Annotated in this window: 17 protein-coding genes; 12 read left to right on the forward strand and 5 right to left on the reverse strand. The window is 62.3% G+C overall.

The window, feature by feature from the left end:
• Window positions 1-332: 332 nt before the first annotated feature.
• The 4 genes from ABMA32_RS04905 to ABMA32_RS04920 all read left to right on the forward strand — a co-directional run bounded on the left by ABMA32_RS04905 (window position 333) and on the right by ABMA32_RS04920 (window position 6,176).
• Window positions 333-1,484 (forward strand): polysaccharide biosynthesis/export family protein, encoded by a 1,152-nt coding sequence (locus tag ABMA32_RS04905; RefSeq protein WP_349012601.1) that lies wholly within the window; start codon window positions 333-335, stop codon window positions 1,482-1,484.
• A gap of 107 nt (window positions 1,485-1,591) precedes the next feature.
• A complete protein-coding gene (locus ABMA32_RS04910) occupies window positions 1,592-2,731 on the forward strand; it encodes a glycosyltransferase (protein WP_349012602.1) in 1,140 nt (379 codons plus the stop codon).
• A 55-nt stretch (window positions 2,732-2,786) separates the two neighbouring features.
• Window positions 2,787-4,091, forward strand: a complete 1,305-nt coding sequence (locus ABMA32_RS04915) for a polysaccharide biosynthesis protein (protein WP_349012603.1) — start codon at window positions 2,787-2,789, stop codon at window positions 4,089-4,091.
• Window positions 4,092-4,292: 201 nt separating this feature from the next.
• Window positions 4,293-6,176, forward strand: a complete 1,884-nt coding sequence (locus ABMA32_RS04920) for an acyltransferase family protein (RefSeq protein ID WP_349012604.1) — start codon at window positions 4,293-4,295, stop codon at window positions 6,174-6,176.
• Here ABMA32_RS04920 and ABMA32_RS04925 read toward each other — a convergent pair.
• Window positions 6,109-7,473, reverse strand: a complete 1,365-nt coding sequence (locus ABMA32_RS04925; RefSeq protein WP_349012605.1) for a hypothetical protein — start codon at window positions 7,471-7,473, stop codon at window positions 6,109-6,111. The two genes, ABMA32_RS04920 and ABMA32_RS04925, sit on opposite strands and share 68 nt — an antisense overlap.
• Before the next feature lie 286 nt (window positions 7,474-7,759).
• Here ABMA32_RS04925 and ABMA32_RS04930 point away from each other — a divergent pair, with 286 nt between their 5' ends.
• Genes ABMA32_RS04930 through ABMA32_RS04945 form a run of 4 tightly spaced genes read left to right on the forward strand, consistent with a single transcriptional unit; the run spans window position 7,760 to window position 12,830 of the window.
• Window positions 7,760-8,776 (forward strand): Gfo/Idh/MocA family protein, encoded by a 1,017-nt coding sequence (locus tag ABMA32_RS04930; protein ID WP_349012606.1) that lies wholly within the window; start codon window positions 7,760-7,762, stop codon window positions 8,774-8,776.
• The gene (locus ABMA32_RS04935) at window positions 8,773-9,831 is read left to right on the forward strand and encodes an NAD-dependent epimerase/dehydratase family protein (RefSeq protein WP_349012607.1); all 1,059 of its coding nucleotides are present in this window, start codon (window positions 8,773-8,775) and stop codon (window positions 9,829-9,831) included. The genes ABMA32_RS04930 and ABMA32_RS04935 overlap by 4 nt, the downstream gene beginning before the upstream one ends.
• Window positions 9,832-9,844: 13 nt before the next feature.
• Window positions 9,845-11,155: a lipopolysaccharide biosynthesis protein gene (locus tag ABMA32_RS04940; protein WP_349012608.1), complete on the forward strand. Its 1,311-nt coding sequence runs from the start codon at window positions 9,845-9,847 to the stop codon at window positions 11,153-11,155.
• Window positions 11,136-12,830 (forward strand): heparinase II/III domain-containing protein, encoded by a 1,695-nt coding sequence (locus tag ABMA32_RS04945; RefSeq protein WP_349012609.1) that lies wholly within the window; start codon window positions 11,136-11,138, stop codon window positions 12,828-12,830. The genes ABMA32_RS04940 and ABMA32_RS04945 overlap by 20 nt, the downstream gene beginning before the upstream one ends.
• Window positions 12,831-12,833: 3 nt before the next feature.
• Here the strand turns inward: ABMA32_RS04945 and ABMA32_RS04950 are convergent, their stop codons facing one another.
• Window positions 12,834-13,775, reverse strand: a complete 942-nt coding sequence (locus ABMA32_RS04950; protein WP_349012610.1) for a glycoside hydrolase family 26 protein — start codon at window positions 13,773-13,775, stop codon at window positions 12,834-12,836.
• A gap of 8 nt (window positions 13,776-13,783) precedes the next feature.
• Complete coding sequence (locus ABMA32_RS04955) at window positions 13,784-14,710, reverse strand: glycosyltransferase family 2 protein (protein WP_349012611.1); 927 nt, start codon at window positions 14,708-14,710, stop codon at window positions 13,784-13,786.
• 196 nt (window positions 14,711-14,906) lie between these two features.
• On the opposite strand from ABMA32_RS04955, the gene ABMA32_RS04960 reads away from it, so the two are divergent.
• Complete coding sequence (locus ABMA32_RS04960; RefSeq protein ID WP_349012612.1) at window positions 14,907-15,227, forward strand: hypothetical protein; 321 nt, start codon at window positions 14,907-14,909, stop codon at window positions 15,225-15,227.
• Window positions 15,228-15,250: 23 nt separating this feature from the next.
• Here ABMA32_RS04960 and ABMA32_RS04965 read toward each other — a convergent pair whose 3' ends face one another.
• Window positions 15,251-15,943 (reverse strand): sugar transferase, encoded by a 693-nt coding sequence (locus tag ABMA32_RS04965; protein ID WP_349012613.1) that lies wholly within the window; start codon window positions 15,941-15,943, stop codon window positions 15,251-15,253.
• A 445-nt stretch (window positions 15,944-16,388) separates the two neighbouring features.
• Window positions 16,389-19,058: a family 16 glycosylhydrolase gene (locus ABMA32_RS04970; protein WP_349012614.1), complete on the reverse strand. Its 2,670-nt coding sequence runs from the start codon at window positions 19,056-19,058 to the stop codon at window positions 16,389-16,391.
• Window positions 19,059-19,643: 585 nt separating this feature from the next.
• Here ABMA32_RS04970 and ABMA32_RS04975 point away from each other — a divergent pair.
• The 3 genes from ABMA32_RS04975 to ABMA32_RS04985 all read left to right on the forward strand — a co-directional run bounded on the left by ABMA32_RS04975 (window position 19,644) and on the right by ABMA32_RS04985 (window position 24,099).
• Window positions 19,644-20,786, forward strand: coding sequence for a glycosyltransferase (locus tag ABMA32_RS04975; protein WP_349013327.1), 1,143 nt, complete (start codon window positions 19,644-19,646; stop codon window positions 20,784-20,786).
• Window positions 20,787-20,966: 180 nt separating this feature from the next.
• Complete coding sequence (locus tag ABMA32_RS04980; RefSeq protein ID WP_349012615.1) at window positions 20,967-23,285, forward strand: polysaccharide biosynthesis tyrosine autokinase; 2,319 nt, start codon at window positions 20,967-20,969, stop codon at window positions 23,283-23,285.
• Window positions 23,251-24,099 (forward strand): metallophosphoesterase, encoded by an 849-nt coding sequence (locus ABMA32_RS04985; RefSeq protein ID WP_349012616.1) that lies wholly within the window; start codon window positions 23,251-23,253, stop codon window positions 24,097-24,099. The genes ABMA32_RS04980 and ABMA32_RS04985 overlap by 35 nt, the downstream gene beginning before the upstream one ends.
• The last annotated feature ends 21 nt before the right edge of the window (window positions 24,100-24,120 follow it).

A 24,120-nucleotide genomic window follows, 5' to 3' on the forward strand; every position in this document is an offset into this window, starting at 1 on the left:
CTGTTTGGAATCTTGGGCCGCGCTTCCCATAAGCGGTACCCAGTTTGGCGAAAGGGGTGGCAGATGCATAAAAATCGGTGCGTAAAAATATGTTATTAATCGATGACGTTTTTGATTTGCGGTCCGAGACTACTGGTTTAGGCTGGTAATCTTGGAGGCTGATATGGTCGGAAGCTTGTCTAAGGGTCGGCACTTCTGTGTGATCGATCCGCAACACAGGCTTTCGAATCGATAGTCGCGGATGGCCAGAAAGAGACTCTGGACTCTGCGATTGTGCGGTGCACATAGTAGTCTTCGTAGTGAGCTTCAGCGGGGGCTGAAGAGAGGCATGTTTGTATCAGTCGATTGCGACCCCCGTATCCATTCTGACCCTTTGCGTTTTCATCATCTCCGGCTGCACCGCTCTGCCCTCGGGCGGGCCTGAGGTTACCGCGAGCAGCTACGCGGCGGTCAACCCTCAGGCTGGAGCTCCGCATGCGGTGGTCAATGTCACCCCCGAAATCATCCATGTGGTGGAGAAGTCGCAGCCGGAAGCAGGGCTAGGCGGATTTCGTGGCCCCGGCGCGTCCAGCATCCGGATCGGCGTCGGCGACGTCGTCGGCGTGACGATCTTCGAGGCCAGCCCCGGCGGACTGTTCATCCCGCTCGAATCGACCAACAGCGCGGGCAATTTCGTCAATCTGCCTGACCAGAAGGTCGATAGCGCGGGCAATATCTCCGTCCCATATGCCGGGTCGGTGCATGCCGCCGGGCAGGAGCCGGCCGCCGTTCAGCGGGTCATCGAGCAGCGGCTGGCCAGCCGCGCTATCGAACCGCAGGCCGTCGTTGCCGTGAAGAGCCAGACTTCGTCCGAGATAAGTGTGCTCGGCGACGTCAACTCGCCGTCGAAATTTCAGATAAATTCCAACGGCGAACGCGTTCTCGACGTCATCGCCAGAGCGGGTGGTCCGAAGCAGCCCGGCTACGAAACATACGTCACGCTGCAGCGAGGCAAGAGGAAGGCCACGGTCTATTTCCAGCGTCTGGTGCGCGAACCGTCCAACAACATCCACGTGCTGCCCGGTGACACGATCTACGTATATCGGGAGGCTCATTCCTTTACGGCATTCGGAGCGTCGAACGAAAACGGCCGCTACGAATTCTCCGACGAGACGATCAATCTGGCCGACGCGCTCGGCAAGGCCGGCGGCCTGCACGATAACCGCGCCAATCCCGGCGCGGTGCTGATCTATCGCATCGAGGATCGCAAGACCGCGCGCAAGCTAGGCGTGCCCGTCGACAAGTTCGAGGGCGACGAGATCCCGGTCATCTACCAGTTCAACCTTCGCGATCCCGGCGGCTTCTTCCTCGCCTCGTCCTTCCCCGTGCGGAACAAGGACGTGCTCTACATCGGCAACGCCGCCATCGTGAAATATCTCAAGTTCATCGAAGTCGTCGGGGCGACGACCGTCGCGGTCTCCGCGGGCCGTAATGTCGTTGATTAGGATCGGGAGAGGGCAGGGAGCTAGAAAGAGAGGCAAGGCAAGAGAATGAATGCTCTGACTTCCGGCAATGGAGCCCGCCGCGCGCACGCGACGAAGGGAAACCGGCCATGACGATCCTGATCGCGATCCTCGCCATTTGCGTGCTTCTCGTGCTGCACCCCTATGTCACTTATCCGCTGTCGTTGATGATGGTCCGGGCCGTCAGGCCAAAGCCGCTCAACGCCACGCTGCCGATGCCCTCCAAGTTCGCAGTGGTATGCTGCGTCTACAACGAGCGTCAGGTGATCGAGCAGAAGATTGCCAACATGCGCGCCATACGTGACGCGCTCGGCGACTGCCAGCTTCTCATCCACAGCGACGCCTCGTCGGACGGCACCAACGAGGTACTCAAATCGGTCGAGGGCGAGTTCACTCTATCGCTCGCCGAGGGCCGCAGCGGCAAGAGCGCCGGCATGAACCGGCTGCTGTCGATGACCGACGCCGAGATCGTCATCTACACCGACGCGAACGTCATGATCGACCCGATCGCTGTAACCAATCTGCCGCGCTATTTTCGCGACCCCGAGGTCGGCTGCGTGACCGGCCACCTGCTCTACGAAAACGCGGACGAAAGCCAGACGGCGAAGGTCGGCGCGCTCTATTGGAAGCACGAGGAGTGGGTCAAGCAACTCGAGAGCGACACCGGATCGGTGATGGGCGCCGACGGCTCGCTGTTCGCGATCCGGCGGGCGCTACACCGCCCGACGCCGGCCGATATCATCGATGACTTCTTCACGTCGATGTCGATCCTGTGCTCCGGCTACCGGCTGGTGCGCGGGGCCGATTTCCTCGCCTACGAAAGGGCGGCGACCGTGCGCAAGGACGAGTTCCGTCGCAAGGTGCGCATCGCCTGCCGGGCCTTCAACTGCCACCGGCTGCTCTGGCCGAGGATCGTCAAGCTCGACGCCCTGTCGATCTACAAATACCTGTCGCACAAATATCTGCGCTGGCTGGCCGGCTATTTCCTTGCCGTTGGCGCAGCGGCTTCCGCCGGGATCGTGCTGCTTGCCTTCGGGGCGTTGCCTTTCGCGGCCTACGTCCTGGCGCTCGGCGCAGCGGCCTATGCAGCTGATCGCTTCGACCTGCCGGTCGTGACCAGCATCTGGGAGATCATGGTCGCCATGTGGGCGACTGCAATCGGCGTCTACAAGTCGCTTCGGGGAGAGCGCTTCCAGACGTGGACCATTGCGTCATCGACGCGCAAGTGAACTGCGGGAGGCGAGGCTGTGAGAAGGACGCGATGCCTTTCGCGATGATGTCCGCATGAGCGATGCGGTGCTGCACGGCAGGACAAGGCGGGTCGTCAGGCTGGCGACCGGCTTCGGCGCGCTGCACATCGTGCACACTGCGCTCAACCTCGGCTACACGCTGGTGCAGCTTCTCGTGCTGGCGCGTGGACTCGACCAGCAGCGCTATGCGGAGGTCGTGTTCCTGACGGCCGTCTCCTTCTACGTCCAGCCCATCGACCAAGCGATCGGCCGCGCCAACTACATGGCGCTCAGGCCAGGCGCGCTCGGCGTCGGCGGCAAGGCCGGCGGCGAGATATTCGGCTTCCTCGGCGCGCAGGCCGGCTTGCTCCTCATCCTGTCCTTCCTGATTCCCGCCTTCTTCGGAATGGACGATCCGGAACGCTATCTCGGCAATGTGCTCTATCTCTTCGGCTGCCTGTTCACCGCCTACTGGTCGTTCGACCTGCAGTCGACCGTCTGGTCCGCCGATCTCGGCCGGCAATTTGCTATCGTCTCGATCATCCGCAGGCTGCTGTTCCTGGTGGCGCTCGGGTTGTTCTGGGTCACGGGCAGCTTCCTGCTGTTTGGCCTGGCGACCACGGTCGTCGTGATCGTGTTCATGGTCGTGCTGTTCAGGCTTCTCAGGCAGTCGGCGATCTGGGCGATGGTGACGCGGCCGCCGACGCGCAGCGGTGTCTTCGGGCACCTGAAACGCTTCTGGTCGTCGCTGGTCTTTGCGCTTTCGGAGCTTCTGGTTCTGAACTCGCCCTACGCGGTGGTGACAGCTCTGTTCGGCGTCGGCCCGGCGCTGGTCATGTTCGACAGCGTGATGAAGGTCTGCCGGCTGGCGATGGCGGGTACGCGGACACTGGCCGAGATTTTCCTGCCGCGCATCAGCCGTCAGATGCTGGGCGGTGAAATGGACAACGCACGGCGCGGATTGAGGCTGGTGACCGGGCTCTGCGTCGCCGCGAGCGCGGTCCCGGCGCTTGCCGTCCTGCTCTTCGGCGAGGCAATTTTCAATCTCCTGCTTGGCCACAACAACGTGGTGCCGGACGCCGCCATTCCCGTCGCCGCGCTGATCGTGCTGATCAGCGGCTTCTACCAGCCGGCGACGTTGTTCCTGTCCTATCTGAACGCGGCATCCCTCATCGGCCGCGTCGCGCGCTTTGCCTTTGCGGGCGCCGCCGTCTTCGCGCTGCTTGCCGTGTTCAAGGGAGCCGAACCGGTGTCGCTGCTCTGGATATACGCCGTGTTTTTCGCGGCCGTTTCGGGTGTGTCGATCATTTGTTCGGCAAGGATAGAGCCGTGGGATCTGGCCAAGCCGGAGGAAAGGTAAATGCCGTGAAGTTTACCGCTCATGTTTACCACAGCTTGACGTTGCGCTTGCAAGCTGAGCCCGGAGTTGGGCATTTGCGGTCGAAAAGCACGTCCGGCCGGCTGGGGAATTGGCCGCGACGTTCGGAAAGCCGATTCCGGCGCGGTGTATCGCGCGGCATTTTCGACCATCGGAAGAGAATTCAGGGATGCTGGTAAAGACATGGTGAAATATCGTCCCGATGTTGACGGACTTCGCGCCGTCGCCGTGCTGCCGGTCGTGCTGTTCCATGCCGGCGTGGCCGGCTTCGGCGGCGGTTTCGTCGGCGTCGACGTGTTTTTCGTCATCTCCGGCTACGTGATCACGCTCAGGCTGCTATCCGACCTGCAGGAGGGCCGCTTCTCCATCATCGATTTCTACGAGCGGCGCGTTCGACGCATCTTCCCGGCGCTGTTCTTCATGATCGCACTGACGACGGTGGCTGCGTGGTTCATCCTGCTACCGCCCAACTTCGACGATTATTCCAGGAGCGCTGTCGCCACCGCGCTGTTCGGCTCGAACATCTATTTCTGGAAATTCTCCGGCTATTTCGACCCGAGCGCGCAGCTTCGCCCGCTGCTGCATACGTGGTCGCTGGCGGTCGAGGAGCAGTATTACATCTTCATGCCGATCGCGATGTATATCGCCTACCGCTTCCTCAAGGCGCGCTGGCTGCTGATATTCATGCCGGTCGTCGTGCTGTCCTTCGCGCTCAGCGTCTATGCGACCACGACCGCGCCGACGGCGAACTTCTTCATGCTGCCGACGCGCGCCTGGGAGCTTCTGCTCGGCGCGCTGCTGGTCCTTGCCCCGCCGCCCGCGCCTTCACGCAAAGGCGTCGCGGAAGTGGTCGGCCTCCTCGGCCTGGCGCTAATCCTCTATGCCGTCTTCACCTATACGGAAGAGACGCCGTTCCCGGGTGTCAGCGCACTGCCGCCTGTGCTGGGCTCGGCGATGGTCATCTGGTCCGGCACGGCCCACTCGACGCTCGTCGCGCGCGGCCTGTCATGGCGCCCGATGGTCTGGACCGGCTTGCTCTCCTATTCGCTCTATCTCGCGCATTGGCCGATCGCGGTGTTCTTCCGCTACATCACGCTGCGCGACCCGACCCTTCTGGAGTCCGCGATCATCGTGGTCGCGAGCTTCGCGCTCGCCTGGTTCTCGTGGCGGTTCATCGAGCAGCCGTTCCGCGTCAAGGGCAATCCCTTCCCGCGCAAGCGGCTCTTCGCCATGGCGGCAACGGCCATGCTTTTGGTTTCGGCGGTCGGGATCGCCGGCGTCATGAGCGGTGGTGCTGCCTTCCGTTATCCAGGCTTCGAGGAGCCGCAGGTTGCCGGCCGCGAGGAGTGGAAGGAGCGCAAATGCTTCATCGAAGGCGATCAGGGCTGGCGCGACTGGGGCGGCAAGGACTGCTTCATCACGAACGGCCAGGCTGAGAACGCGCTTTTGTGGGGCGATTCCTTTGCCGCGCACTACGTTCCGGGTATCGCCCGCAACGCGCCGGAAATTCCCTTCAACGTGATCAACTACACAGCCGCCGGCTGCCCGCCGATGCTGAGCTACTATTCCTACGCGCGGCCCAACTGCCAGGCGTTCAACCAGCACGCGCTGGAGCTGATCAAGGAATACGACATCAAGGCGGTGGTACTCAGCTCGCGTTGGCACTCGATGAAATCGCGCGGGCTGGACGGCATCCGCTCAACGATCGAGGCGCTGAACGCCATGGGGGTGCGCACCTATATCATCGGCCAGTCGGCCGAGTTCGGCGCCAACATCGACCTGCTCGACTACCGCAGCGGCAGGGCCGAGACGGCGGCATGGCTGACCAACATCGACCCGGTCATCAACAGCGAGCTGAAGCATTTTGTCGGCGCGGACGCGACCTTCATCGATCCGATGTCGTTCCTCTGCCAGGGCGAGTTGTGCGCCTTCAAGACGGACGGCATCTTCCGCTACATCGACTACGGCCACTTCTCCACGACCGGCGCCACCGATGCGGTCAGGGCCTACTTTCCGATCGTGAAGGAGAATGCGATCGGCGCACTGGCGATGCCGGCGCGGGGCTGACGCTTGGTTTCGCGCTCGCCGGCCGCGACTTCGCCACCGGCATCATGACGTAGCCTGCTGCCAGCACGTAGCAGTAGACCGTGTGCAGCGGCACATTGAGCGCACCATTCAAGAAATTATACTGCAGGAAGACGATCCAGCTGATAACGAAGGGAATGCCGCGGTTGAAGATGGCGTAGAGCGTCAGCGGCAGCCACATCAGGAACCCGATCAGTCCGTATTCGTAGATGACCTTGGCGTAGGGGCTCCAGGCGAAGCCGTTGACGCCGCCCTTGGTCGGGTCGCCGGCCGGGATGCTGCCTGCGCCACTGCCCAGCAAACCGCCCAGCCCGTCGCGCTCCAGCGCCATCGCCGAGGTCTCGGCAGGCAGTACGAAGCGGTTGTAGCCGCTGCTCTTCTTGGTGGTGAATTCCGTCGCGCGCTTGGTGAAATTGTCGAGCACGCCAATCTGCGCAGCCCCGACCAGCAGCAGCGGCGCGGCGAGTACGACCGCCACGATATACTTGCGCGGCAGCATCAGCATCAGGATGGGCGCGGACGCCAGGACGAGCAGCGTGCCTGTGCCGCCGAAAGAGCTGAGCAGCGCGACAGCATAGAGAGCGGCGTATTTCAGCCGACGGAAGCGCGCCAGCTCGATCACCAGCGCCATACCGATGAACTGCGACAGGTGCGAGACCTCGAGGAAGACGATGGCATTGGGCTTGTACCAGTGCAGGTCCCAGCGCAGTTTGTTCATGTAGACGTAGTTGATGTACTGGAATTTGTCGGGGATGTAGTCCTCGAGGTTGAACAGGCCGAGCCCGGCAAACTGCTGTCCCCAGTTGACGAAGACGAGCACCGAGGCCACGGCAGCGATGGTCTGGAACGTCCGCAGGATGCGGTTGTAGTTCTCCTCGTCCATGGGCACGACGAAGGCGTACATCGCCAGGATCAGCGTCAGCAGGAAAAGCGAGCCGGGCGAATAGCCGACATCCGCGTTGTAGACCGCATGCACGATCATCGCGAAGCTGACGAAGGCGAGCAGCATCAGCGACCGTATGAGATGAACGCGCAGCACGCCCATCAGCATGAAGATGCCGAAGACGCCATATTGCAGCAGCATGGCGAAGGCGATCTGGATCTCGCCGCTGATTGGCAAGGCAAGTTTCTGCGTCAGCACGACCAGCACGAGGTGCACGCACAGCACATTGGCGATGCGGCGGGTGATGGCGGGATCGATCGCGCCGGGCACGGCGCGCGCTTTTGCAGGCGCGACCGGTGGCCTGCCATGGAATCCGGAATGGATCGCGTCGCTCATGGAGCGTGACCGCAACGGATGAAAAATTGACTGAAACGGGTGGGGTACAAAACCGCTTCTGGCTCCGCTGTTACGTTAACGCGCGCCCCGAGCCACCCGTCTCATCTATGCCACTTCAGGCGATTTGGTGCAATGCACCATCGTAGGGACGATGACCCTGCGGCAGAAATCGCCACGGCGGAAAATCAGTCTGTGTGCGCTGCACAAAATCCTTTACGGCGGCGCGTCGGTTTCGTAGTCTCGGTCCGGGCTTGGGAGTACTGTCGTTGAAAGGATCTCCCAGGCCATGCCAGTGGCAATGCCCCTCGCAATCGTCGGCAGCGGCGCGATAGCGGACTACTACTACTTTCCCGTCCTCGCTTCCGACCCGCATCTTTCCGCAAACACCTGGATCGTCGAACCCGCCATCGAACGCGGCGTCGCGGCGGCTCAGAAATTCGGCTTCCGAAAGGATCAGGTCCTCGGCCGCATCGAGGACCTGCCACCCTCGATTCGCGTTGCGGTGAACGCGACGCCGAGCCATCTGCATCGCGGCACGACGATCGCGCTGATCGAGCGCGACATCAGCGTGCTGGTCGAAAAGCCTTTCGCCGAAACGGCGGAGGATGCGCGCGCCATGATCGCCGCAGCCGAGGGCCGGTCGATCCTCACCGCCAACCATTTCCGCAGGCTGACTCCGTCCTACGCCTTCGTGCGCGACTTCATCGCCTCGGCCAAACTCGGCCACGTCAAGCGCATCGTCTGGGCCGAGGGGCACAAGTTCGACTGGCCGACCCAGTCCGGCTTCAATTTCCGCCGCCCTTGGCCGAATGGACGCCCGCGCGGCGCGTTGCTCGACATCGGCGTGCACATCTTCGATATCATCTGCTGGTGGCTCGACGAGCAGCCGAAAGTGAAGTCTGCCGTCATGGACGGTTATGGCGGCCCGGAGGCCTTCGTCAGCACCGAACTGGAGACGCCGGACACCAGGATCGAGGTGCAGATCAGCTTTCTGGCCAAGCTGTCGAATCAGTTCGTTGTCGAAGGAACAGAGGCGACGATACGCGGGGTCACCAACGAGTTCACGCGGCTGGAAATCATTGCGCCGAACGGGTCGAAGAAGACGGTCTCAGCACCGGGCAATCCCGACCGCGCCGACATTGCGCGGCGCATGGTGACGAATTTCTTCGAGGTGGTTTCAGGCGGTTCCGCGCCACTGCTGATCGAGGCGAAAAGCGTGGTGCCGCCGCTCGCCGTCATCGACGAGATCTACGAGACCGCGACGGACTATCTCCCCGATTGCTATCAGGAATGGGTTGCATGAAGAAACCGGTGATTCTGGTTACAGGTTCCGGCGGCTTCATCGGCGGCTGGATCGCCGAGGCGCTGCATCTGGCTAAATACGGACATGTGAAAGCCGGCATCAGCCGCTGGGCGAGCGCTGCGCGCATCGCCCGCTTTCCCGTCGAAATCGTGCAATGCGACATCATGAGCGAGGCCTCGCTCGATGCCGCGCTGAAAGGCGTCGACATCGTCGTCCATTGCGCGCGCGGCAAGGGCAACGACAATTCGGTGACCACCGGCGGCACGCGCATGCTGATCGAGCGGATCAAGGCCGCCGGCGTGCGGAAGCTGATCTTCACCAGCTCGGTGGCTGTCTATGGCGAGGCAACGGGCATCGTGCGCGAGGATACGCCGCCCGTCGCGCCCGTCACCGAATACGGGCAGGGAAAACGCGACGCCGAGGCGATCTGCGAACAATATGCCGACGAAAAGCTGGCGATCTCGGTGATCCGGCCGACGCTGGTCTACGGCCCGTTCAGCGACCTGTGGACGACGCCGTACCTCACGCGCTTCGCATCCGGAAAATGGAGTGCGCTCGGCGAGCGCGGCGAGGGCAAGTGCAACCTTGTCTATGTCGGCGACATCGTGCGATTCGTGCAGTTCCTGATCGACCATGACGTCGGACCATACGCGGTCTTCAACGCCAACGGCCCGGAAGTGCCGACGTGGAACTCCTATCTCGAGCGGTTCAACCTGGCGTTGGGCCACCCGCCGCTGAAGGCGCCTGACCGCAATCTCGGCGTCAAGGTGATGATGCGCCGGCCGGTGCGCATGTTCGGCAAGTACATGCTCGCCAACCATCGCGATCTCCTGCTGTCCGCCGCCAACCGCAGCCCGCAGTTGAAAAGCCTGATGAAGAAGACCGAGGAAGATTTGCGCCTGAAACCGAGCGACGACGACATGCAGCGCTTCTCCATGGACGTCACCTATTCGATGGAGAAGGCAGCCGCCGCCGGTTTCGTACCGAAGACCAGCGTCGACGACGGCATCGCCATGACGGTTGACTGGGCTCGTAGCTCCGGGCTGGCCGCGTGACGGGAAGCCTGCCATGGCCGATGTGAGCGCCGCGCCGGGCAGCCGGGTCTCGCGGAGGACAGTAACAGATACAGCCTGGGCCATGTTCGGCCTCGGCGGGCCGACGCTGTTGCAGCTTCTCTACGTGATCGCTGCAGCACGTGGACTAGGCGCGGAACAGTTCGGCCAGCTGATGCTGTGCGTGGCGGTGGCGACGGTCGCAGGCTGCATCGTCGGGATCGGCGGCGACGGCGTCGCCTTCAAGGCGATCGCCCGAACGCAGGAGGCGGCAAACAGCCTCTTCGGCATGGCGCTGACGATGATCCTGATCACCGCCGTGCCGGTCGCGATCTGCGCGGTGCTGCTCGCCGTCTGGCTGCAGCGTTTCGACATCCCGCTCTGGCTGCCGGTCGCGATCGTCGTCTCGGAGGTGCTGTTCAACCGCATTGCCTCGGCCTGCCAGAAGGTCTTCATCGCCTTTTCCCAGCAGCTCAAGGCGGCGCTCGTCGGGATGTTCGTGCCGTTGGCGCGGCTGGCTTCGGCGGCGGTCGTTCTGCTCATGTCGCCGGACGATGCGCTCGGCACTTTCGCGACCGCCTATCTGGTCTCGACCTTCGTCGCCATGGTCGCCTGCATCCTCTACACGGTGGTCAATGCCGCGCGCCCCAAGTTCGGTTTCTCCGGAATGAAACTCGGCGAGGGCGTCAGTTTCGCGCTCCTATGGGTCAACGCCTCGCTGCAGGTCGAGGCCGACAAGATGATCCTGTCCTACTTCGCGACGCCGGCCGCCGTCGGCGTCTATTCGCTGGCCTCGCGGCTGATGGACGGTGCGTTCAACCCGCCGCGTGCGCTACGCATCTCGCTTCAGGCCCGCATGATGCGCGAGGGCGCCAAGGGTCACAGCGCGACATATAGGTTCATGCTGCGCATCCTGCCGATATCGGTCGCCTACGGCATATTTGCCTGGGGCGCGATCGCGGTCATCTCGCCGATGCTCGTGCGCCTGTTTGGCGAGGAATACGCCGAACTCGGACGCATCCTGCCGCTGATGGGCGCGCTGCCGCTGCTGCGCTCGATCGCCGACATCGGCGCGGAACTTTTCATCGCCTCCGACAGGGTCTCGCTGTCCACCATCGTCCACATCGTCAGCACGGCGCTGCGCATCGGCATCGGCATCGTGCTGATCCGCAGCGACGGGATCGACGGCGCGGTCGGCGCGGCTCTGCTGTCGACGACGTTGGCGGCGATCATCTTCTGGACGATTGCATTCGTGATGCACAGGAAAGGCGCGGCGGGGCGGCAAGGGACATCTTCACAGCCGCCAGATGATCAACCGCATATCTGACCTGATCGCCGCCACGCAGGCGGCCTCCAACATGTCGCCGAACGCGTTGATGGGGCACCTGCGCCGCCGCCTGCGCAACAAGCTTGTGCCGAAGCGCGCCGCCGCATATCGCGCCGACCTCGCCTGCCTCGCCTATCGCTTTCCAGCCTTCAAGCGCAACGAGGCTGCCGTCGAGCTGGCGCAGATGGTGGCGCAGTTCTATCTCGCCGAATACAAGACCACGATCCCCGGCTGCTTCGAGGGGCGGTTCGACATCCTCAATGCACGCTTCGATTTCGGCGAGGGTCCCATCGACTGGCGTTTCGAGGGCGACGAGGGCAATCGGCAGATCCGGCGCGCTAACCTCGCGCAGTTCGGCTTCGTAGCAGCCGCGATGCTTTGCGACCCAAGGCGGACGCTCGCCATGGTCGACCGGCTCGTACCTGATTTCCTGTTGAGCGCCGACTTCACTCAAGGGCAGGATTTCTCCGAACTCTGGCATCCCTATATCGCCTCGCGCCGCGTGCTCGCTCTGACAGCGGCAGCACTTCTCATGCCGCCGGAACTGGATGCGACGCGCGCCGCCAGACGGTTGCGCAGCTTCGCGCGGCTGAACGCGGCCTTCGTGCTCGGCAATCTGGAAACCGAACTGGGCTTCAACCATCTGGAACGCAATCTCGCGGCGCTTGGCCTGTTCGGGCTGTCGCGCAAGACATTTCCCGCGCGCATAGCGACAGCACTTAGGACGCAGCACGACGCTGTGGTCCTGCATTCGATCGGCGAGGATGGTGTGCAGAAGGAACGCTCGGCCATGTATCAGGGGCTGACGGTGCAGAGCCTGCGCATCTTCGCCGCCCTGCCGATATGGGACGCCGCCCAGCGCGAGGCGATCGACGGCAGGCTGGCGGCGGTCGAACGAGCGCTTGCCGCGCTGACGCTGGGCGACGACCAGCCGGTTTTGTTCAACGATGGCTGGCTTGGGGAGGCTCCGACAGGCTCCGACATAGTGGGTAGCATCAGGCCGGGCTTCACGGTGATGCCGGACGCTGGCTACGTGCGCCTCGCGGGCAAGGACTGGGTCGCGGTGTTCGACGCGGGCGCCATCGGCCCGGACGAGAATCCCGGCCATGGCCATCCCGACTTTCTTTCGGTAGAGGCCTCCTTCGGCCCGCACCGGCTTTTGGTCGATCCCGGCACCTTCAGCTATTCGGCAGGCTCCATGCGTGACGAACTGCGCGCATGGACCGCGCACAACGGTCCCTGTTTTGTCGGGCCGCAGCCGGTGACCTTCCTCGGTTCCTTCAAGGTCGGCAAGCGCTCGGCAGCGGAGATTATTGCGGCGGGAGAAGCTGACGGGATGCAGATGACAACCGGCAGGTTGGCCTTTGATCGACATGAATTGACGCGGACGGTTCGCCTCTTGCGTGACGGCCGGCTGGAGATCGCCGACGCGTGGGCAGGCGAGGGGGAAGCGCAGACGCGATTCCTGGTGCCGGCCGAGTGGCAGATCGAGCGTCGCGGAAAAACGCTGACGTTCCACCGCGACGGTCTTGGGGTCCGGCTTGGCGTAGAAGGCGCGCGTGTGGAAATCGGCAAGGCGAAATGGTCGCGCTATTACGACGTGCTGGAGGATGCGCACGAAATCCTGCTCCACCCTGAGGCCGCAAAAGCCATTTCGACTTTCCGACCGCTTTAGGCTTCAGTCGGTCCCCGCGCCAAAGCGCTGCCTGAACGCTTGCGACGCGCGCGGAAACTGGCGGTTGGACATCTGGGCGTTGTAGTCCCAGGCATGCACGTCCCAGTAGCTCTGGTAGAGCGGTTGCACGTCCTCGAACCAGTCGGCCATGCCCTCGATGAAAACGGGATCGTCGCCGACACCCTTACCGTCCGGCCGCGTGCCGACGCCCCATTCGGGATAGGAGATCTCCTTGCCGCGCGCCTGCGCGAAGTCGCGATGCCATTTCAATCCAAAGGGCTGCTCGAGATAGTACTGAAAGCGTTCCTGCGGGCTCATGCCGTCGATGCCCCAAGTCTCGGCGTAGACGTCCTGCCCGATGATATCGACGACATCGTCGCCAGGGTAAGCGTCGGTTGGGTCCATCGCCTTGCGGCCATGGTTGGGGCACCACTCGAAGCGGAACTTCTGGCCCGGCGCATCGCGCATGATGCCGACGATGCGGCGGAAATAGGCTTTGTAGCTTTCCGGATCATCCATCGCGCGCCAAGGCATCCAGTCGCCGTTGAACTCCCAGCCGATGCGGATGACGGCATCGGGATGGCCGTTCTGAATGAGCGCGCGTGCCGTCATGATGAAGATCGTGTCGTAAGCACCGGCGGCTCCTTCGGCGAGCGTGCCGTCGCGATCCTTGGGCAGCATTGGAACAGACAGGGTCAGCTTAATGTCGGAGCCGCGCCAGCATTTCGTGATCCACGGTATGCTCGACTTCATCTCGGCCCAGCTTTCCTGGTTGAGCGCATCGACCGTCCGCCCGACCTTGCGGCCGACGAAATCCTCGAAGACATGCATGGCCTTGCGACCGTCGCAGCCCGGCCCGCGATAGGCCCCGAGTTCTGTGGCGTTGGCATCAAGCGAAAAAGAAGCCAAGCCCAGAGCCGCGAGGATTGCGACGAGCGCGGTCACCCGCGCGCTCATTTCCAGACCGCGCCGCCGCAGCTTTCAATATAGGCCAGCGCCGGCTGGCCGAGCGGCCGTCGCCCCTCCGGGTGCTTGCGCGCCCATTTCAGGAAATTGCCGAAGGAGCGGAAGACGTTGATGCGGCCGCGGTTGAGATAGAAGACGTAGGCCGAGAACAGCACGAAGTTGAGCGGCAGGTAGATGGCCGGCAGGTATTTGAACGAGATGATCAGCTTGTTGGTGAGCCGCATCTCCTCGACCTCCTTCTTCGGCTTCCGGCCGCCGGGGTCGTTATATTCGACCACCCAGCAGCCGGGCTCGTAGTAGATCTCGTAGCCGGCATCGACGACGCGGTATGCGTAGTCGATCTCCTCCAGCCCGTAGAAAAAATCCTCCGACATCGGCCCGATCGTCTCAAAGGCGGAGCGGCGGAGCGCGAAGCCATTGCCCTGGAACCGGAACGTCTTAAACGGCCGGTCCTTGGGCAGCGACTTGTCGGTATGCGGAAAGGAAGCACGGGGCGTGTCGCCCGTCGCGTGGTCGATGTGGCGGGCCGTGACGATGGCGCAATCTGGGTTCGCTGCAAACGCTGCCTCGTAACGGTCGAGCACGCCCATCGGGTTGAGGAACGCGTCGTCGTCAACGAAGATCATGTAGGTTCCCAGCGCGGCATTCGCCCCGTCATTGCGCGCCGAAACTCCCTTGTTGAACCCGAGCTTCACGTATCGCCAGCGCGTGAAGGGCGCGAGGAAGGCGGAGCGGTCCGTCTCGTCGACATTGTTGTCCACCAGCACGAATTCGACATCGTGCAAGCGATCGGCGGCGACCTTCGCGGCCTGCGCGATCGTTTGGGGGACGAGGTGATCTCGCGCAAAAGTGACCATGACGATCGAAAACAGCGGTGCGGCCGAGCCCTCTTCCTGCGACGACGTTATCTGCATTGCCTTGTTTTCCTTGCGTTCGCCCGGACGTGCCGGAACGATCCGGTTCAGCCTCAGGTTGTGGGATGTCGACGAAGTTGTTGGCTTTTTCCGCTCCGCCTGCTACCTATTCGAACAATGAGTGGCCTCAGCGGGCCTACTCTCAGCGAAAATTAATCGCTGCCCAGTAACGCTCGGATCAACGGAAGGGGCACCGATGACCGGCATACTTGTCTTGCTGTATATCGCGATCGGCGTCGGCTGCGGCCTGATCCGCCTGTCGGCGGTCGCTGTTGGTATCATGGCCATCATACCGGCCTTGGTCGGTGCATTCGCCGTCCGCGCAGACGGGTTGATGTCCATGGTTGTAGCCATCCTCGTGCCTTTGCTTGTGATCGAGGGCGTGTATTTCGTGACCATGCTTGTCGTCGCAAGGCTGTCTGCCGAGAAGCCTGCCGTCGGCAAGGCGGACGCGGCCAAGCCCGCAGCGCAGGACATCACGCTGGGAGGCAAGTCCCGCTTGGGCAAGAAGCCCTGAGCGGCTAACTCGAACGCCAGCGTTCAGTAGCTTCCCTTGCGGCCGAACACCACGATCACGGTTCTGGCGATGATCCAGAAATCGCGCAGGATCGACCAGTTCTGCACATAGTCGACATCGAGCGAGACGCGTTCCTCATAGGTGCAGTCGCTGCGTCCGGTCACCTGCCACAGGCCGGTGATACCGGGCTTCGTCGCCGCATAGTCCGTGAAGTGGTTGCCGTAGCGCCTGACCTCAGCCGAGACGATCGGGCGCGGGCCGACGATGCTCATGTCGCCCCTCAGCACGTTCCAGAGTTGCGGCAGTTCGTCGAGGCTGGTTTCGCGCAGAAGTCGGCCCAGCCGCGTGATTCGCGGATCGTTCTTCAGCTTCTGCGAGGCAGCCCACTCGGCCGCTGCCGCTTGATCACGTTCCAGAAGCTCGCGCAATGCCGCTTCGGAGTTGATGATCATGGACCGGAACTTGAGGCATTTGAAGCGCCGGCCGTTAAGGCCGATGCGCTCATGTCCGAAAATCGCCGGGCCGGGATCGGTGTAGCGGATGGCGAGCGCGACCATCAACATCAACGGCCAAAGGACCGCGATCGCGATCGACGCAAGGGCAATATCAACGGCTCTTTTGAGGATGCCGCCAGGCGCGTATTTCGCTGACCCGACGCTTACAATATCAGCTGCCGAACTGGCAGCGTTCTCCAAAGGGCTTCCGGCATTCAGCATCCAACGTCTCCTAAACGCTATGCTGTCCGCGAATCCCAGAAGCGCCCCATCCGCGAACACTAAATTTAAACCATCGATCCCAAATCGGATCAAGAGGGTATTTTAGCTGTTTTTCTTCGGCACAATTCCGTAACGTCGGTTAACATCGCGAAAGATGAATTGAATATACCAAAATCTAGACTGTCATATTGCGATGCAAAATTATCGATGTATTTATATGTATTTCACGATTAACGAGATAATTCACTGTTGTAATGCCTGTGGTGATAAAAGTTTATATAATGGTTATACGATCCGGATGGAATATTGCACTGCAACGAAACCTTCGCCGAATTGAGTGAGGCGGAAAAACGCACCTGAAAAGCATCGTTCAACATGTCAGTCGACCTGACCTTTTCGAGTGGGCGCATGCGGAGAGGTTGCAACGCACCCCTTCCGCCCTGGCTCAGGCGAATTCGTAGTCGTTCTGCGAAAGTGAGGTCACACCCGAGAGATGCAGGACGTCCTGTCCTCCGGCATAGTGGATTGTCCAGGCGTCGCCTGCATTCGTCAGGTACGCATCTTCGCCGTAGCCGACGAAGCGCAGGCTGTCGCGCTCGCGATCGTTCACCGTGAAGTCGGCGACGATGTCGGTTCCGTTGCCGCGCTCGAAGACGAAGATGTCGTCGCCGGCTCCGCCAAAAAGGTAGTCGTTGCCGCCCTTGCCGTTCAGCATGTCGTTGCCGGAAGAGCCGATGACCCGGTTGGCGAGGTCGTTGCCGGTCCCCGTCGTGCCGGGCGTGAGCAGTATCAGATTCTCCACATGATCGGGCAGCGTGTAGGAGATGTACGACTCGATCGTGTCGATGCCTTCGCGCGCGCGCTCGATGACCTGCTGCTCGTCATTGTCGATAAGATAGGTGTCGTCGCCGATGCCGCCTGAATAGACGTCGGCGTTGCCCTTGCCCTCGAAGCGTTCGTTCGAGGCGCTGCCATACATCGTGTCGGCGCCTTCCGTTCCGATATTGGCGCGGATCCATGCTTGGCTTTCCGGCGGGATGCGCGGCAAGGCAAAGTCCTTCGCGGAGAAATCCGAAACGAGCGTATCGCGGAAGACGAGCGTGTCGAAGCTGGTCAGTGCGAGATAGGTGTCGTCGCCGACCTGCGTCATCGCGGCGCGCACCTCCTCGAAGGTCGAGAAGCCGTGGTCGTCGAGCCTGACGACGTCGAGGCCGTTCTCGAAATCAGTGATGATGTCGGACCCGTCGCCGCGCTTAAACACGAAGGTGTCGGCGCCCGCGCCGCCCGTCAGGATGTCGTTGCTGCCGCCGCCGGTGATGACGTTCGCGCCGCCATTGCCGATGATGATGTTGGGCAGTGCATTGCCTGTCGCGCTGTTGGCGCTGTTGTTACCGACGAGATGCATGTTCTCGACGTGGTCGGGCAGCGCGTAGCTGACCGAGGCGCGGATCGTGTCGATGCCGCCGTTGAAGTCCTCGACCACCTTCGTGTCGCGGTGGTTGACGTTGTAGGTGTCGTCGCCGAGCCCACCGATCAGTGTGTCGATGCCAAGGCGACCGTTGATGAAATCGTTGCCGTCGGTGCCGTGGAGCGTTTCGTTGCCGTTGGTGCCTTCGATATAGCGCGTGTTGGTCGCGCTGGTGCGCAACGTGAAGTTCTCCAGTGTATATTCCGGCAACTGATAGGCGACGATCTCGTCGATCATGAGCTGCGCGATCAACGACGGGTCGGCGTTGCCGGCCCAAGGCCCGCCGATCGCGAGGTTGGCGAGCAGGTACATCGGATCGTGCAACTCGCTCGTCGTCGGCGTCGACATGACCTGCACGCCATCGACAAAGAAGGAGATCTCATAAGGCGTCCACTGCACGCCGTAGCTATGCGACCCGCCCGACGTATCGACCTGCGTCCAGGCCTCGGTCATGCCGCTGGAGCCGATCACGGCGGAATGCACCTGGTTGGGCTGGTCGCCGAAGGCTTCGAGGATGTCGATCTCGGGCGGCCAGCTGTTGTCGACAGGCAGCATCCAGAAGGCGGGCCATGCGCCGGCGCCTTCCGGCAGTTCGGCGGTCATCTCGAAATAACCGTAGGTCTGCCAGAAGGACGACTGCGACGAGATCATGCCGGACGTGAATTCGAAGTCCTTCGTCGCGCCGCCGGTCTCATCGATTGGCTCGGCGGTGATGACGAGATGCCCGTCCACGATCGAGAAAGGATTGTAGCCGAGGGGCTCCGCCTGTTCGACATCTGTCAGGCCATGAAAGTCAACATCGACATAGATCTGCTGCTCGCCATTCTCGGCAAGCGTGAACGCCCCGTCGCCCCACCATTCGAAGCGGGTGCGCCAGGAGCCTTCGCCGTCCGAGAAGCGGTCCAGGCTGTCGAAATCGTCGCGAAAGGTCTGGACCATCGCCTGCTTGTCGACGCCGAGCGATATATTGTCCTCGACGATATCGGACACACGCGTGTTGCTGAAGGTAAGCGTCGCACCGCCGCCGAGGGCGAGCACGGCGTCGGAGCCGTTCTGGCTGAGGCCTGCCTTGACGTCGGCGAAGCTCGCGAAGTCGAAGCCCGCGAGCGCGACCGTGTCGCCGCGCGCTCCGGTCTGGAAATCCAGGATGGTATCGGAGCCCTGATCGTGGCGGATGACGAAAGTGTCACGTCCGCCGCCGCCGATCAGCACGTCGTCGCCCGCGCCGCCGTCAAGAAAATTGTTCTGGTCGTTGCCGGTGATGATGTTGGCGAGATCGTTGCCGCGTCCGGAGGAAGCGAATCCGCCGAGCAAGGTAAGGTTCTCGACATTGGCCGATGTCGTCAGCGAATAGCCGTGGATGCCGTAGGTCGAGATCGTGTCGATGCCGCCGCCGGGTTCCTCCACTACAATGTTACTGTGGTCCCAGACGACGTATGTGTCGTCGCCCAGCCCGCCGACCAGCGTGATATTCTCGGCGCCGCCCGCAAGCTGGTCGTTTTCACCGGTTCCGTACAGCGTGCTGCCGACATCTTCCGTCCAGGCCCAGTTCGTCGGCGCACCGGATACTGGCAAGGCCAAGCTTGCGGCGGCGGAAGTAAGGGTAGTGGAATTGACTGAGGAAGCCGGTTTTTCGTCGGTTGCCATCTGCTCGCTCTTTGGCCTGAACGGCGAACAGCCATTCCGGTTGACGGTTAGCGTGGAGAATATCCACGCAGCGGTCCACCCCGTCCCAAAGTGCAAATCCAGCGCCAGAAAGAATAGCGAACGAAATGCGTTTGCGAAATGACCGGAATAAGGTTTTTTGGCGATAGGACCAAATTGTCGCGGCCGAGAGTTCGTCGAACGTCTTTAGCCAGTCGCATGCAGGCCTTTGATTCAGCCTGACTTTTCAATGCGTCGCGGCGTTCTCTTGAATTGCCTGACGTGTGCATTGGAACAGTTGGCGATCTTCCCGGCCGCATCGCTTTTGACAGACACGTTGACAAGGCATCGGTTTGTCTGCCCTTTAAGGGCAAGCGGAATTCCGCCTGCATGGGGTTGGGCATGTGTTGCACGGGGGCTGGCACGGCGCTTTGAAGCGGAGTGTGAAGTGTCGTGTCGATGCAGCCAGATCCCGTGGAAGGGCCGGTCCCCGGTCCTTGGCGTTACGCTTGACCTGCGTGGGGGCAGGGGTCCGCGATCAGCGGACAGGACGGGCAGGGTAGCTTTTGTGAGGGTGCCCGCGCCGTGATGTTCTGGGTTTGCATTTCCCTTTTTGCTTTCTTCCTGCTGCTCAGCATCCATCCCTTCGTCACCTATCCGCTGTCGCTGATGCCTTTCCGCCGCAGCCGGACTCCTGTGGTGGCGTCGTCTTTCCCGACATTCGCGATTTGCGTCTGCGCCTACAATGAGGAGCGCACGATCGCCGAGAAGGCCAGGAACATGATCGCGGTTGCCGCCACGGTGCCGCACTGCGAACTCTTCATCTATGTCGACGGCGCAAGCGACAGGACGCTTGAGAAATTGACGCCTTTCCGGGACCGGATAAATGTCGTCGCCGCCGACATAAGGCGCGGCAAGTCACACGGCATGAACGTACTGGTTGACCGCTGCACGGCCGACATCGTCGTCTTCACCGATGCCAATGTCGAACTTGACCGCAATGCGCTGGTCGAGATCGCGCCATGGTTCGGCGACGAGGAAGTTGGCTGTGTCTGCGGTCACCTCGTCTATTCCAATCCGGACGAAAGCGCGATGGCAAGCTCAGGCTCGCTCTACTGGCGCGTCGAGGAGGCGATCAAGCAACTCGAGAGCGATGCCTACAGCGTCGTGGGTGCCGACGGGTCGCTCTTCGCGATCAGGCGCTCGGCCCATCATGTCGTTCCCGACGACATCATCGACGACTTCTACGTCTCCATGATGATTCTGGCCGACGGAATGCGCGTCGTGCGCGCACCGAAGGCGCTTGCCTTCGAGAAATCAGCGACCAGCACCTATGACGAATTCCGCCGGAAAATCCGCATCGCCTGCCAGGCCTTCAACGTCCATAGGCTGATCTGGCCGCGTATCTGGCGCAAGCCGGCGCTGGCCTACTGCTACGTCTCGCACCGCCTGCTCAAATGGCTCATCGGCTACAATCTATTGCTCGCCGGAATTTTCTTGCTGCTCGCACTGATGACGGTTTTCCCGTCGGGACTAGTGCTCGTCGCGGTCGCGTTGCTGCTTGGTGTTTTCGCGGTCTTGCTGGCGCTGGGGTTCGGGCCGGCGCAGAAAATTCTGGCGATGCTGCTGTCCTTCGCGGGTACGTCATGGGGTGTCTGGCGCTCTGTGCGCGGCGACCGCTTCCAGACCTGGACACCGACCCCGAGCGCACGCGCGAGCGGACAACGATGAAGTTCTCTTGCACCGCAGCAAAACTCTGCTAACTTGACTTCAAGGGCTCGGGACAGAAAGGCCGTTTAGGATAAACTTTTAAATACAGAGACTTGATGCCGGTGGTCGGTATCACGGGAAGTTTCCAAGGTCGCTGATTCGAGAGTTTATGCTGCGGCGCAGTATGCAGGAACGGCCCCGATGCTCGTGCAGCTCCAGAAGAATTGGCCGGCGGAGACACCTCCGCCCTCCTCCCCCGTCGAGGCAGAGGCTGGCCTTCTCAGCATTGCAAATCTTCTTGCGATTTTGCGCCGCCGTGCGCTGCTCATCGGCATTGCGGTGGCTGCGATGATCGTGGTGGGTCTGCTGTACATCGTCACCACCAAGCCGATGTTCGACTCGACTGCGCTTGTCTATCTCGACATCGAAAACGCGCAGCTCGTCGGTGGGAACGAACAGAACACGTCGGGCACGCCGGCAAGCCTGAGCGATGTCGACGTCAACAGCCAGCTCCAGATCATCCGCTCCGAGAAGATCGCCCTGTCGGTCATCGAGCAGCTCGGCATCAGCGATGCGGACGAGTTCAGGCGGCCGCCGAACCTGATCGTCCAGCTCATCACGAGGGGCATGGGCGTCATCCGTTCGATGGTGCGGCTTGGGCCGCCGCCGGCCGTGGTCGAGGAGGCGGGCGTTCCGCGCTTCGTGGTCGAGGAGTTCAGCAAGCGGCTGCGTGTCGACCGCGTCGACGATACCTTCGTCCTGGGCATCAGCTTCACGTCGGAAAACGCGGATCGCGCCGCCGCCGTCGCCAACGCGGTGGCCAACGCCTATCTCGAGGAAAAGCTCGACGCGCGCTACGAGTCGGTGCGTCGTGCCTCGACATGGCTGGAGGGACGCCTGTCGGAACTGCGCGAGAAGGCGGTGGCATCCGACCAACTCGTCCAGCAGTACAAGCGCGAGCACGGCATCATCGACACCAACACCGGCGGCGGGCAGCTCCTGTCCGACACCCAGTTGACCGATCTCTCGGCGAGGCTGGTCGAGGCGCAGAAAGAGACGGCGACGCGCCGCGCGCGCTACGACCAGATCGCGCAGATGATCGCATCGGGCAATCCCGATGCTTCCGTCGTCGATTCGCTCTCCAGCCCCGTCATCAGCCAGTTGCGCGCGCAATATTCGCGCATCGCCCAGCAGGAGGCCGACATCTCCCGCCGCTACGGCGCCGAGCATGATGCCGCGCAGCGCGCTCGGAGCCAGATGGAGGACATCAACGGGCTGATCCTCCGTGAGCTTGGTCGCATCGAGCAGGTTTACAAGAGCGACCTCGAAGTTGCGCAGAAGCAGGAAGCCGAACTCTCACAGCAGATGGAGGGGTTCACGACCCGTTCGACTGATATCGCCGAGGCGCGGGTGCGGCTGCGCGAACTCGAGCGCAACGCCGAGGCTGATCAGAATCTCTACGAGAGCTTTCTCGATCGCTACAAGTCGGCGCTCCAGCAGCAGTCCTTCCCAATCACCGATGCGCGCGTGCTGACCGAGGCGTCTCCCGCGCGGAAGAAATCTTCGCCGAAGACTGTGATCACACTCGCGCTGTCGACGGTGGCCGGTCTCGCGCTCGGCCTTCTGCTGGCGCTCGGCCGCGAACTCGCCGACAGGACGTTCCGTACGCCAGGCCAGATCGAGCAGGTGCTCGGCGTTCCATGTCTCGGCATCCTGCCGAAGCTCGGACGCGGCCAGACCCGCCGCGCGCTCCACACCGCGCGCAAGGAAGGAACCTCGGCGCGTCTGCTGTCGCGCGATCTCGGTGTTCTGCAGCACGTCGTCAAGGCACCGCTCTCGCGTTTTGCGGAGACGCTGCGTTCGGTGAAGCTCGCTTTCGATTTCGCGCCCGGCGATGGCGGCATGCGCGTGATCGGCGTCGTGTCTTCGATGCCCGGCGAGGGCAAGTCGACCGTGTCGATGAACATCGCGCAACTGATCGCGTCGTCTGGCAATTCCGTGCTGGTGATCGACGCCGACCTCAGGAGCCCGACGCTTACGCGCGAGGTAACGCCGGACGCCGAGGCGGGACTGTTCGAGTTCCTCGTCAACAACGTGCCGATCAACGACCTGATTTATTCGGACGACGCCAAGCGACTGAAATTCCTGCCGGCGGCCGGCAAGGGCGGTGCCGAGCAGAAGACTGACCTGATCGGCTCCGGCAAGATGGCGCAACTTCTCACGGCGGCGCGCCAGACCTACAACTACGTCATCGTTGACCTGCCGCCGCTGGCTCCTGTCATCGACGCGAAGGCGGTGGCCGGCTCTGTCGATGGGTTCGTGTTCGTGGTCGAGTGGGGCGAGACCTCGATCGCGACCGTGTCCGATGCGCTGCACAACGCGCCGCACGTCAACCAGAAGATCATCGGCTGCGTTCTCAACAAGGCGGACGAGAACACGCTGCGTCTCTACACCGCCAGCATCGGCAACAGCTCCTACTACCATCATGAAAAGTTCAGCTCTTACGTATCTCAGGGCTGAGGCGCCCTGGACAGCGCTTGGACGCAGGCTGAGCGACTGGCTTGGGCTGTCGGCGCACAAGACGCAGCAACGCCCGGCCCGGCCGCGTTATCCGGCGATCGATGCACGCACGGTCATCTATGCGATCGGCGACATCCACGGCCGCTCTGACCTTTTGCGCGACGTTCATGGCCGGATCGACGCGGATTGGAGCGCACGACCCGCCGAGCGACGCCTGGAGGTCTATCTCGGCGACTATGTCGACCGCGGGCCTGACAGTGCGGCTGTCATCGGGGTGTTACGTGAGCGCGCTACCCAAACGCGGATCATGCCGCTTGCGGGCAATCATGAGGCGATGCTCCTCCACTTTCTCGACGGTCGCGTTGCCGACCGCGAGTGGCTCGCCTTTGGCGGGGCGGCGACCGCGCTTTCCTACGGCGTCAACCCTGCCCGAGAGACGGTCCTCAGCGCAGCGCTGTCACGGGCGATCCCGCTCGAGGACGTACGGTTCCTGCGGTCGCTTCGTCCAAGTTTCAGATACGGCCCCTATTTCTTCGCCCATGCGGGCGTCGTGCCAAACCGCCCATTGGATCAACAGGTGGCGGACGACCTGATGTGGATCAGAAAGCCTTTTCTCGACCATCACGGATCTTTCGGTGCCATCGTCGTGCACGGCCATACTCCGATTGACACGCCGGACTTCCAGCAGAACAGGATCAATCTCGATACCGGCGCATACGCCACCCACCGCCTGAGCTGCCTGCGCATAGACGCCACCGGCGCGGCGCTTGTGCCGGCCGGCGGATGGAATGCGGACGTAAAACAAGATATTTAGGCCAGGAGAGGGAGACGGAGC

Origin of the sequence: Mesorhizobium quangtriensis (genome assembly GCF_040081925.1) — a bacterium.
In the GTDB taxonomy this organism is placed as follows: Bacteria; Pseudomonadota; Alphaproteobacteria; order Rhizobiales; family Rhizobiaceae; genus Mesorhizobium_K; species Mesorhizobium_K quangtriensis.

What these genes read in the sequence shown, in the direction of transcription:
- ABMA32_RS04965 (WP_349012613.1), bottom strand. Translation starts at nt 15,943, where the DNA reads ATGCTGAATGCCGGAAGCCCTTTGGAGAACGCTGCCAGTTCGGCAGCT.
- ABMA32_RS04915 (WP_349012603.1), top strand. Translation starts at nt 2,787, where the DNA reads ATGAGCGATGCGGTGCTGCACGGCAGGACAAGGCGGGTCGTCAGGCTG.
- ABMA32_RS04955 (WP_349012611.1), bottom strand. Translation starts at nt 14,710, where the DNA reads ATGCAGATAACGTCGTCGCAGGAAGAGGGCTCGGCCGCACCGCTGTTT.
- ABMA32_RS04910 (WP_349012602.1), top strand. Translation starts at nt 1,592, where the DNA reads ATGACGATCCTGATCGCGATCCTCGCCATTTGCGTGCTTCTCGTGCTG.
- ABMA32_RS04960 (WP_349012612.1), top strand. Translation starts at nt 14,907, where the DNA reads ATGACCGGCATACTTGTCTTGCTGTATATCGCGATCGGCGTCGGCTGC.
- ABMA32_RS04920 (WP_349012604.1), top strand. Translation starts at nt 4,293, where the DNA reads ATGGTGAAATATCGTCCCGATGTTGACGGACTTCGCGCCGTCGCCGTG.
- ABMA32_RS04935 (WP_349012607.1), top strand. Translation starts at nt 8,773, where the DNA reads ATGAAGAAACCGGTGATTCTGGTTACAGGTTCCGGCGGCTTCATCGGC.
- ABMA32_RS04970 (WP_349012614.1), bottom strand. Translation starts at nt 19,058, where the DNA reads ATGGCAACCGACGAAAAACCGGCTTCCTCAGTCAATTCCACTACCCTT.
- ABMA32_RS04975 (WP_349013327.1), top strand. Translation starts at nt 19,644, where the DNA reads ATGTTCTGGGTTTGCATTTCCCTTTTTGCTTTCTTCCTGCTGCTCAGC.
- ABMA32_RS04985 (WP_349012616.1), top strand. Translation starts at nt 23,251, where the DNA reads ATGAAAAGTTCAGCTCTTACGTATCTCAGGGCTGAGGCGCCCTGGACA.
- ABMA32_RS04925 (WP_349012605.1), bottom strand. Translation starts at nt 7,473, where the DNA reads ATGAGCGACGCGATCCATTCCGGATTCCATGGCAGGCCACCGGTCGCG.
- ABMA32_RS04940 (WP_349012608.1), top strand. Translation starts at nt 9,845, where the DNA reads ATGGCCGATGTGAGCGCCGCGCCGGGCAGCCGGGTCTCGCGGAGGACA.
- ABMA32_RS04980 (WP_349012615.1), top strand. Translation starts at nt 20,967, where the DNA reads ATGCTCGTGCAGCTCCAGAAGAATTGGCCGGCGGAGACACCTCCGCCC.
- ABMA32_RS04930 (WP_349012606.1), top strand. Translation starts at nt 7,760, where the DNA reads ATGCCAGTGGCAATGCCCCTCGCAATCGTCGGCAGCGGCGCGATAGCG.
- ABMA32_RS04945 (WP_349012609.1), top strand. Translation starts at nt 11,136, where the DNA reads ATGATCAACCGCATATCTGACCTGATCGCCGCCACGCAGGCGGCCTCC.